Annotated in this window: 12 protein-coding genes; 5 read left to right on the top strand and 7 right to left on the bottom strand. The window is 59.2% G+C overall.

Annotated elements, in window-relative coordinates; all coding sequences use genetic code 11:
• From OKB77_RS18125 to fabR, 3 genes are all read right to left on the bottom strand, one after another.
• A partial coding sequence (locus OKB77_RS18125; protein ID WP_270818092.1) for a hypothetical protein occupies window positions 1-259 on the bottom strand: 259 nt, incomplete at its 3' end.
• A gap of 247 nt (window positions 260-506) precedes the next feature.
• Window positions 507-872: a YijD family membrane protein gene (locus OKB77_RS18120; protein WP_005339919.1), complete on the bottom strand. Its 366-nt coding sequence runs from the start codon at window positions 870-872 to the stop codon at window positions 507-509.
• Between the two features lie 19 nt (window positions 873-891).
• The gene (fabR, locus tag OKB77_RS18115) at window positions 892-1512 is read right to left on the bottom strand and encodes an HTH-type transcriptional repressor FabR (protein WP_005339921.1); all 621 of its coding nucleotides are present in this window, start codon (window positions 1510-1512) and stop codon (window positions 892-894) included.
• A 147-nt stretch (window positions 1513-1659) separates the two neighbouring features.
• Here fabR and OKB77_RS18110 point away from each other — a divergent pair, with 147 nt between their 5' ends.
• Entirely contained in the window at window positions 1660-2778 is a 1119-nt protein-coding gene (locus OKB77_RS18110; protein WP_150390145.1) for a fatty acid desaturase, read from the top strand.
• A gap of 210 nt (window positions 2779-2988) precedes the next feature.
• Here the strand turns inward: OKB77_RS18110 and OKB77_RS18105 are convergent, their stop codons facing one another.
• Window positions 2989-3144, bottom strand: a complete 156-nt coding sequence (locus tag OKB77_RS18105; RefSeq protein ID WP_005348505.1) for a hypothetical protein — start codon at window positions 3142-3144, stop codon at window positions 2989-2991.
• Between the two features lie 175 nt (window positions 3145-3319).
• Between OKB77_RS18105 and OKB77_RS18100 the strand changes: the two genes are divergently transcribed.
• On the top strand, window positions 3320-3946 hold the full coding sequence (locus OKB77_RS18100) for a lysoplasmalogenase (RefSeq protein ID WP_270818091.1): 627 nt from the start codon (window positions 3320-3322) through the stop codon (window positions 3944-3946).
• Window positions 3947-4024: 78 nt separating this feature from the next.
• On the opposite strand, the gene OKB77_RS18095 is transcribed toward OKB77_RS18100, so the two are convergent.
• Both OKB77_RS18095 and OKB77_RS18090 read right to left on the bottom strand, forming a co-directional pair.
• Window positions 4025-5578 carry a DHA2 family efflux MFS transporter permease subunit gene (locus OKB77_RS18095; protein WP_150390146.1) on the bottom strand — a complete coding sequence of 518 codons (1554 nt, stop codon included), beginning with the start codon at window positions 5576-5578 and terminating at the stop codon, window positions 4025-4027.
• Complete coding sequence (locus OKB77_RS18090) at window positions 5578-6630, bottom strand: HlyD family secretion protein (RefSeq protein WP_005348510.1); 1053 nt, start codon at window positions 6628-6630, stop codon at window positions 5578-5580. The genes OKB77_RS18095 and OKB77_RS18090 overlap by 1 nt, the downstream gene beginning before the upstream one ends.
• A 96-nt stretch (window positions 6631-6726) precedes the next feature.
• On the opposite strand from OKB77_RS18090, the gene OKB77_RS18085 reads away from it, so the two are divergent.
• Both OKB77_RS18085 and OKB77_RS18080 read left to right on the top strand, forming a co-directional pair.
• Entirely contained in the window at window positions 6727-7629 is a 903-nt protein-coding gene (locus tag OKB77_RS18085) for a LysR family transcriptional regulator (protein WP_047434586.1), read from the top strand.
• A gap of 9 nt (window positions 7630-7638) precedes the next feature.
• Window positions 7639-7953 carry a putative signal transducing protein gene (locus OKB77_RS18080; protein ID WP_005339933.1) on the top strand — a complete coding sequence of 105 codons (315 nt, stop codon included), beginning with the start codon at window positions 7639-7641 and terminating at the stop codon, window positions 7951-7953.
• Between the two features lie 11 nt (window positions 7954-7964).
• Here OKB77_RS18080 and OKB77_RS18075 read toward each other — a convergent pair whose 3' ends face one another.
• Window positions 7965-9248, bottom strand: coding sequence for a dicarboxylate/amino acid:cation symporter (locus OKB77_RS18075; RefSeq protein ID WP_040069539.1), 1284 nt, complete (start codon window positions 9246-9248; stop codon window positions 7965-7967).
• Window positions 9249-9457: 209 nt separating this feature from the next.
• Between OKB77_RS18075 and OKB77_RS18070 the strand changes: the two genes are divergently transcribed.
• Window positions 9458-9703 carry a YecH family metal-binding protein gene (locus OKB77_RS18070; protein WP_270818090.1) on the top strand — a complete coding sequence of 82 codons (246 nt, stop codon included), beginning with the start codon at window positions 9458-9460 and terminating at the stop codon, window positions 9701-9703.
• Window positions 9704-9725 lie beyond the last annotated feature (22 nt).

Genomic DNA, 9725 nt, shown 5'->3' with positions numbered 1-9725 from the left:
TCGCGGGTTCGAGTCCCGTCCGCTCCGCCACTAATTTGAAGGCCTTCCCAGATGGGAAGGCCTTTTTGCTATGGGCGTTTTTACCCACTGACCCCGATGGTTGCACACCGGAACCAACACAAAGCCCGGCTTCACGACCGGGCTTTTGTATTTTTAGCGCGTTAAACCGCCAACGTTTGGTTTTTACCTGCCGAGAGAGTGCCAGATAGCCGGTTATTTCCACCATTTTCTGGCTATATCCGAGCCCTATCAGTTTCATTCACAGCAATTTGAACGACTCTGCAGGCGGTCAAATCAGGCTTCTGCTGCCTGCTGACTACAGGGCAGCTCCATATTGACCACCCCCTCTTCCATCTGTACATCGATCTTGAAGCCCAGCGGCTTGGCTGGGTTGGGAATACCGAGATTGCCGGATTAATCAGGTACCGTTCAAGCAAAGAGGCCTTCCCGACGGGAAGGCCTCTTTGCTTTATCTATCAACTGATTACCATCACTCGGTTGATTTATCAGGGCTTCTCTTTGTTGCCAATGCTCAGGCCGAGCTTGATGGAGAGTGCTGCCAGTAGCAGCAGCATCATGATCAGGGAGAAGAAGTTGCTGCCGAGTTCCGGGTATTGCACCTTGAGCAGAGCGGAGTGGCCGAAGACACCGATAAAGAAGCAGAGCAGGGTACAGATGGGGGTGTTGCCCACCATGGGTTCATGGCGATAGTGCTGGAACAGCTGATAGGCCGCCAGCCAGAGGGCAATCAGCGGGAAGAAGGAGAAAGGCACAACCGAGTTGGTCAGCACGGCCAGAGAGGCATCGCCACAGATACCAATCAGCATGGCCATGGCGAGCGGTTTTTTCGGGATCATAAGCTGTTCAGTCATATCGTTCTCCATCCTGTGGTCATGGGTGAGGTTCACGGCGCTTCTGGTTTTGTACCTCGGCGCCCATGGCGATCATCCGCAGTTGGCGAATTGTTCGGTCGGAGAGTGCACGGCACTCTTCGCTGGTCATGTCGAGTGCATCGGCACCGGCACTGAAGACGATGGTGACCATGGCTTCTGCCTGGATGTAGGCATCTTCCCGTGGTGCTTCTGTGGTGGCTTCCAGATAATCGGTCAGCTCTGCGATAAAGTGCTGGATTTCGCGAGCCACCGCCTGACGAAAGGCGGCCGAGGTGCCGGAGCGTTCCCGCAGCAGCAGCCGGAATATGTTGGGGTTGTTCTCGACGAACTCCATAAAGGTCTGCACAGAGGTGCTGATGACACTGCCACCACCGGCAATGCGCTGGCGTGCCTGGCGCATCAGTTGGCGCAGGGTGAGACCTCCTTCGTCAACAAGGGTCAGGCCCAGCTCCTCCATGTCGCGAAAGTGGCGATAGAAAGAGGTTGGGGCGATGCCCGCTTCACGAGCGACTTCCCGCAGGCTGAGATTGGAGAAACTCCGATTGGCGCACAGTTGGCTGAATGCAGCATCGATCAATGTACGCCGGGTTTTTTCTTTTTGTTGAGCGCGAATACCCACGAAATCAGTCACCTTCAGCTTAACGAGGACAAATGATAACCCGAAGGCGCCTCAGGATCAGGTTTGTATCCTACTTTTTTACCATTGACCGTGAGGAAATCACCATAGAAAATGGCGAACAGCTGTTCGCTGAAAGGATGCAATGAGATGGCCAGACCCCCCATTATTTTGACCAATACCCTTCTGTTTTCCCTCTCCGGGATAGTGGCGTTGATTGTCGTACCCTGGTACGGCATGAGCCACGGTTACGATCTCTGGCAGTGGGCCAGTTTCCTGTTGTTGTTCTGCCTGAGTGGTCTATCCATCACCGCAGGCTATCACCGGCTCTGGTCGCACAAGGCCTACAAGGCGCACCCCGCTTTGCAGTGGTTGTTTGCCATCGGCGGTGCGTTGGCACTGCAGAATTCGGCCCTGCACTGGTCGGCCGATCACCGCCGTCACCATCGTCATGTGGATGACAACGATAAAGACCCCTACAGCGCGGGGCGTGGCTTCTGGTATTCCCACATCGGCTGGATGTTGCGGGAGCATCAAGGAGATCGCTATGGCGATTACAGCAATGTGCGGGATCTGCAGAACAACCCGGTGGTCGCGTTTCAGCACCGTCACTATCTGACGCTGGCACTGGCGGCCAATCTGGGGCTGCCGCTGCTGCTTGGCCTGTGGCACGGGGATATGCTCGGCATGTTGCTGTTGGCGGGCGTGCTGCGGATGGTGATGACTCACCACACCACCTTCTTCATCAACTCGCTGGCCCATATCTGGGGCAGTCAGCCTTATACCGACCGCAATACCGCTCGCGATAACGGCATCCTGGCTTTTTTAACCTTTGGCGAGGGGTACCACAACTTTCACCACCTGTTCGAGAATGACTACCGCAACGGCATTCACTGGTGGCAGTTCGATCCGACCAAGTGGTTGATCCGGCTCGCCTCCTGGTGTGGTCTGGCGGGGGATCTCAGATCCTCGCCGGAGGAGCGTATCGAACAAGCCCGGCTGCAGATGCAGCTGAAACGGGCACAAGCCAAGTTGCGCAAGCAGGAAGATCGCGAACTGTGGCAGGCGCTGCTGCAGGAGGAGTACGACAAGCTGAGCCAGCAGTTGCAACACTATTACGCCAGTCGCAAGCGGCTGCTGGAGCTGCGCAAACGCAAGGCGCTGGCGCGCTATGACAGCCTCAAGCTGCAACTGGAGTACCGGGCCCTGCGGGACGGCTTCATCGCTGGTAAACGCAACTGGAGTCGTTTGCTGGCAGGTATTGCATGATGCCACCCGGTTATCACAGAGACTAAAAGAGAAGACCGCCTGCTGGCGGTCTTCTCTTTTATGATTCAACTCAAGCTAGTTGGCTTGGCTCTGCTGTTGCTGCAACTGATCCAGTGCCTGTTGCTCCTGCTGGCTAAGACCCAGCTGTTCACAGGCCTGCTCAAAGCTGATCCCCGGATGGCACATCATGATATCCAATAACGGGAGGGCTTAGTTGGCTTGGCTCTGCTGTTGCTGCAACTGATCCAGTGCCTGTTGCTCCTGCTGGCTGAGACCCAGTTGTTCGCAGGCCTGCTCAAAGCTGATCCCCAGATGGCACATCATGATATCGATGGCGGGCAGATAGTTCTTCATAGCTTCTTCCATGGTGATCCTCCAGACCCGTCACTTATGCCCTGAACCACTCGGTGCGGCAATTAGACTTTAGGCTTAGTCTGTCCATTTGATAAGCACCCCTGCCACTGGGGGAGGGAATTTGTTACCCTGCACCATGATAAAAACGGTTGCCGTATGACTGCGAGCAACAGGTGAGGAGCAGGGCATGTTATTGAGTTTCTTGATCATCGCTTCAGGTTGGTGGCACATCCGTGCTGCCTACGGTTCAGACAGCCGCCAGTTCTATATCAGCAAGCCGCTGACCATGTTGCTTATCATCGCGTGGGCGTTCGGCTACCAGAGTTATGACCACGACGGTTCCCACGCCTGGATCCTGCTCGGCCTCTGCCTCTCGCTGGCGGGCGATGTGCTGCTGATGTTGCCAAGTGATCGCTTCATTCAGGGGTTGGCGGCATTTCTTGTCGCGCATCTCTGCTATATCGTCGGTTTTGCCCAAGGACCATTGCTGCTCAATCTGGTGGATGGTTTGCTGCTGTTGCTGATCGCCGGTATGGTATTCGGCCTGCTGTGGGGCAAGCTGGGGGAGATGCGGATCCCGGTCTTCTGCTACATGCTGGTGATCATCGGCATGGCCTGGGTGGCCGCAGGTGCCTGGCACGCCTCTCTCACTGCCGGTTCTGCCGCTGCTCTGGTGGGGGCGCTGATGTTCCTCTTCTCCGACAGCATGCTGGCGCTCGATCGCTTCCGCCGCCCCTTTCCCCACGCCCGCGCCTGGGTGATGAGCAGCTACTTCGCAGCGCAATTCCTGATTGCAGGGTCGCTGGCGGGATAACGTCTTCTGGTTGAGTGCAGGCAACAGATAACGAAAAACGGGCGCTTGCCCGTTTTTCGTTTTATGCCCTGCGGTTTTTCACGCCTCTAGCGGTTCGGCATCTGCTGCCCGTGGGGCGGGGGATTTGAGCAACAGCATCAGGCCGCTGGCGACCAGCAGGAAGATCCCCATGATGTAGAACACCTGGTTGTAGGCCATGATGGCTGCTTCCCGGTTGATGGTGTTGGCCAGCATGGCGTGGGCTTGCTGCTGAGCAATCTCGGGGCCTGAACCCTGCGCCATCATGCTCTGGGCCAGTTGCAGCAGATAGCTCTGCCCCTCGATACTGCTGGCGGCCAGAGTGCTGCCAATCTGCAGCACATGGGTGCGGGTATCGTTGTCGAGCATGGTCGCGATGATGGCGATACCGAACGCACCACCGAGGTTGCGCAGCACGTTGAGCAGAGTCGAGGAGGAGGGGATCTCGTCGTGGCTCAGGCTGGCGGTGGCGACCAGGGAGAGCGGCACCATGATGAAGGGCTGCCCCAGCGCCCGCACGATTAGTGACTGGATCAGCTGCGGCCCGGCGTAGTCGGCACTCATGTTGACGTTCATAAAGCAGCTGACGGCGAAGATCAGGAAGCCGAAACTCACCAGATAGCGCGGGTCTATCTTGTGGGTCAGTTTGGGCACCAGTGGTAGCACCAGCAGTTGCGGCAGCCCCATCCACATCAGGACTTCGCCGATTTCCAGCGCGTTGTAGTTGTGGATCTGGGTCATGTAGAGCGGCAGCACATAGATAGATCCCATCAGCGCCATGCCGAGGATCAGATAGGCGAAGCAGGCCAGCGCGAAGCGCGGGTTGTGCAGCAGCCGCAGATTGACCAGCGGGTGACGGCGGATCAGCTGGCTGATGACAAAGAACACCAACGCCACCGCCGAGATGACCGCCAGTCGCACGATGAAGCTTGAGCCGAACCAGTCCTCCCGGTTGCCCTCTTCCAGTACCACCTCCAGCAAGCCGAGGCCGAGCGCCATGGTGACAATCCCGATGAGGTCTACCCGCTTGATCACGGCCCAGTCCACCGGTTTTTTATCCAGCCCGTGGGCCAGCATGGCCATCACCAGCAATCCTGGCGGCACGTTGAGATAGAAGATGTAGTGCCACGACATCTGCTCGGTGAGCCAGCCGCCGAGGGTCGGGCCGATGGCGGGGGCGAAGGTGGCGCAGAGGCCGAACAGCGCCATGCCGGTGGCCCGCTTCTGTAGCGGCAGCAGGGTGACGATGAGGGAAAAGGCCATCGGGATCAGCGCCCCGCCGGTGAAGCCTTGCAGCGCCCGGAAGACGATCATGCTGGTGAGGTTCCAGCTGAACGAGCAGAGCACGGAGGCAGCGATAAAGGCGCCGGTGGTCCAGAGCAGGTAGCGGCGCACACTCAGTCCCCGGCTCAACCAGCCGCTCAGGGGGATGGCGATCATCTCCGCCACCAGATAGGAGGTGGAGATCCAGGAGCTCTCGCTCAGGGTGGCCGACAGGGCCCCCTGAATATCCTTCAGGGAGGCATTGGTGATCTGGATATCGAGGATGGCCATGAAGGCGCCGATAAGCCCCCCCATGACCGCGATCCAGTTACGACGTGGAATGGGTTCCATCAGTTGGCAGCCACCACGGGATCAGGAGTGCGGGTATCCACGATCACTTCGGTGGAGAGACCCGGCAGCAGCTTGCCTGCCAGCGGGCCCGGCTCGGGGATGCGGATCTTGACCGGTACCCGTTGCACAATTTTGGTGAAGTTGCCGGTGGCATTCTCCGGTGGCAACAGGGCGAACTTGGCGCCGGTGGCCGGGGCCAGGCTGTCGATGATCCCCTCGACCGGTTGATCCGGGTAGGCATCGAGTACCACTTCGACCTTCTGGCCCGGCTGCATATGGGCGAGCTGGGTCTCCTTGAAGTTGGCCTCGACCCACACCTGCTGCAGCGGTACCAGGCTGGCGACCTGCATACCGGACTGGACGTAGAGGCCTTCCCGCAGACTGCGCTTGCCAATTATGCCGTCAGCAGGCGCCCGCAGTTCGGTGTAGCCGAGCTCCAGCTTGGCCTGCTCCAGCTGTGCTTCGCTCAATGCCAGCTTGGCCAGATTCTGTTTACGTTCGGCATCCAGTACCAGCAGTCGCTCACGGGCCGCCTGCAGGGCGGCTTGGGCCTCCCGGGCTTGCGCCTGATTGACCTGCAGGCCGGCACGCACCTCGTCCAGACTGTCTTGCGAGCTGTAGTGGCGCTGGTTGAGCTGACTGATCCGGTTGACCTGCTGGCTGGCGCGCAGCTGTTCGGCATTGGCGGAGGCGACCTTGGCCTCGGCCTGCTGGATCAGGCTCAGTTGTTGGGTGCGGGTGGCGGCCAGATTTTCGGCCGTCGCCTGATTGAGGCGCAGGTCGGCTTCGGCCTCCGCGACCCTGGTTTTGTATTCGCGATCATCGAGACGGGCGATCAGCTGGCCCGCTTTGACCGGTTGGTTGTCGGTGACCAGCACTTCGCGGATATAACCGGGTAGCTTGGAGCTGATCCCGGTCACTTCACTTTGCAGATAGGCGTTGTCGGTGCTTTCAAAATAGCGGCCGTGAAGATACCAGTAACCGGCGAACAGCAGACCGAGCAGCGCCAATATCATGGCTGCCAGCAGGGGAATTTTTTTGTGTTGACTCATTTTTGTGATTCCTGAACTTAAGGGGCGCAGGCTAACACTGGTCAACTGTTTCGATTAGTATTGGTTCACGAGATATACAGTTTCACTGGTGCAACAATGGATCTCAATGCCGCGTTAATTCTGGTGCGTATCGTCGACAAGGGCTCGTTTACGGGGGCTGCCCGCGAGCTGGGGATGACCAAGGCGATGGTCAGCCGCCGCATCGCCGAGCTTGAACAGCGGCTCGGAGTGCGTCTGCTCTATCGCTCCACTCGTCAGCTCACTTTGACCGAGGAGGGGGAGAAGTACTACCTGCACTGCAGCAAGGCGGTCGATGCCCTGACCGAAGCCGAGCTGATGCTGAGCGCCAGCCAGCAGGAGGTGACCGGTACCCTCAAACTGGCGGTGCCCATCGAGACGGGGCAACTGGTGGTCGGGCGCTTGGTCGCCAAGTTTTTGCAGGCCTATCCCGCCCTGCAGGTGGAGCTGGAGCTGACCAACCGGGTGGTGGATCCCATCAGCGAAGGGCTGGATGCGGTGGTGCGGATTGGCGACATGAGCGACTCCAATCTGGCGGCGCGCCGACTCTGGAGCACCGGGAGGCTGCTCTGTGCCAGCCCGGACTATCTGGCCCGCAGCCCGGTCATCGAGCGGCCGGAGGATCTGGCCAACCACGAGCGGGTGACGGTGAGCAGCGGGTTTCTCGCCTCTCACTGGTGCTTCGAGCTGGATGGCAAAGAGGTGCTGGTTGACCCCCCATCCCGTTTTCGGGTCAATAATATTACCTGTGCCCGGGAGGCTGCGAAGGCGGGGCTGGGGTTGGCTTCGTTACCCGCTATGCTCTGTCAGGATGAGCTTGCCAGCGGCGAGCTGGTGATCCTGCTGCCAGAGTGGCAGCAACCCAGGGTGCCGATTTATTTGCTGTTTCCGGAGCGGCAACTGATGCCGCGCAAGTTGCGGGCATTCATCGATTTCATGATTGAGAACGGCGCCGAGTTTGGCATCGACAAGCTGTTGTAAGGGGGAGCTATGGATAACTGGATCAATCTCTATCGCGCCTCACACACCCTGGAGGCGCACGCGTTGAAAGGGGCGCTGGAGGCGGAAGGGGTGCTGGTGCGCCTCAATGGCGAGGGGCTGTCAGGCGCCCTTGGCGAGCTGCCGGTCGATATGTTGCAGGTGACCCTGATGGTGCGGGCCGAGGATCGCAGCAAGGCAGGACGGGTCATCGAGCGTTACCAGCAGCGTCAGGGTAACGGCTGGCTGTGCGGCCAGTGTGGGGAGGAGAACGGCGCCAACTTCGACGTCTGCTGGCGCTGTCATCACGATCCCCACGACAGCTGATCTTTCTTCCGCTAGCGCGGCGGGAACTCGATATCTTCCCCTGCGCTGGCATCGTGATAGGTCGCCAGATCCAGCTCGTTTTCGCTGCGGGCGATCAGCACCGACACCAGAATATCCCCCGAAACATTGACCGTGGTGCGCGCCATGTCGAGGATCCTGTCAATGCCTGCAATCAGTGCCACCCCTTCCAGCGGCAAGCCCACCGCCGTCAGGGTCAGGGTCAGCAGCATCAACCCGGTGCCCGGGGTGCCTGCGGTGCCGATACTGGCCAGGGTGGCGATGCTGATGATGGTCAGGTAATCGACCATGTGCAGATCCACCCCGAATGCCTGAGCCACGAACAGCGCAGTCACTCCCTGATAGAGGGCTGTGCCATCCATGTTGATGGTGGCGCCGATGGGCAGCACCTTGGCGGTGATGGCGGGGGATACTCCCAGCCGCTTCTCGGCGCAGGCCAGACTGATGGGCAGGGTGGAGTTGCTGGAACTGCTGGTGAAGGCCACCGCCTGTGCATCAACGATGCTCTTGAAGTAGTGCAGCGGATTGAGCCGTGCCAGCAGGAGCAGCAGGGTGCTGTAGACCCCGAGCACGTGCAGCAGACAGCCGAGGTAGACGGCGCCGATCACCTTGAGCAGCGGCAGTAGCAGGTCGAGACCGTACTTGCCTGTCATCCAGGCCATCAGGGCGCAGACACCGTAAGGGGCGAGTGCCATCACCATCTGGGTCAGCTTGAACATCCCCTCGGCCAGCGAGGTGAAGAAGAGGATGGCGGGACGGCCACGGCGACCGCTGGCATTGAGGGCGACCGCCAGCGCCACCGCAAAGACGATCACTTGCAGGATCTTGCCATCCACCATCGCCTGTACCGGATTGCTCGGTACCAGATGGCTCAGCACGCTGGCCAGGGTGGGTGGTTCCGACATGCCGATCCGCTCATAGGGGCCCATGTCGGCACCCATGCCGGGTTCCAGCAGCCAGCCCATCATCAGGCCGATGCAGATGGCGATGGCGGTCGAGCAGAAGTAGAGGCAGATCGCCTTGCTGCCGATGCGATCGAGGGCCTTGCCCTTGAGCAGCGAGGTGAGACCGGCGATGACCGAGCAGAAAATGAGGGGCACCATCAGCATCTGGATGGTGTTGACGAACAGGACGCCAAGGGGCTTGAGCAGCAGGGCTTGCTCTTCAAAGCCGACGCCCAGACCCACCCCTGTCAGCATGCCGATCAGGGTCTTGAGCCAGAGTGGTCGGCGGGTCCAGATCTGCCAGGGCTTGAGAGCCTCTCCATGGAACAGCATGACGCCAATATCCTTATACATTGTCTGCGATGGCCAAAAAGGGGCGCCAGTGTAGCGATCCCTGACGCGGGTTGCCACATTATCGACAAAGCGGTGGCGGTGACCACTCCCTTGACCAGGTAATGCGCAATTTATTGGCCTATATCAAGATCCCTCCGGGTGGGGAGATATTTAATTGGCATTAAATATGTTCATTATTGAGGTGAGAGATGTCGCAATCGGTTCATGGTCATGAGGTGATGGAAATGATGTTGGCGCAAGGGGGGCAATTTACCCGTGCCAGCCTGAAACAGGCGATGGCAGAGCGGTTCGGTGCCGAGGCACGTTTTCATACCTGCAGCGCCAGCAAGATGGATGCAGAAGCGCTGATCGACTTTCTGGCCGCCCGCGGCAAATTCATCGACTCGGCCGAGGGTTTCCAGACCCGCGCCGACAAGATCTGCAACCACGGTTAATCCCGCTGCGAGCGCATCATGG

It is taken from the genome of Aeromonas sp. Y318-3, assembly GCF_027706185.1.
Classification (GTDB): Bacteria; Pseudomonadota; Gammaproteobacteria; order Enterobacterales; family Aeromonadaceae; genus Aeromonas; species Aeromonas veronii.
The sequence above is the reverse complement of the archived record's forward strand: the minus strand, read 5'-3'. Positions and strand labels throughout refer to the sequence as shown.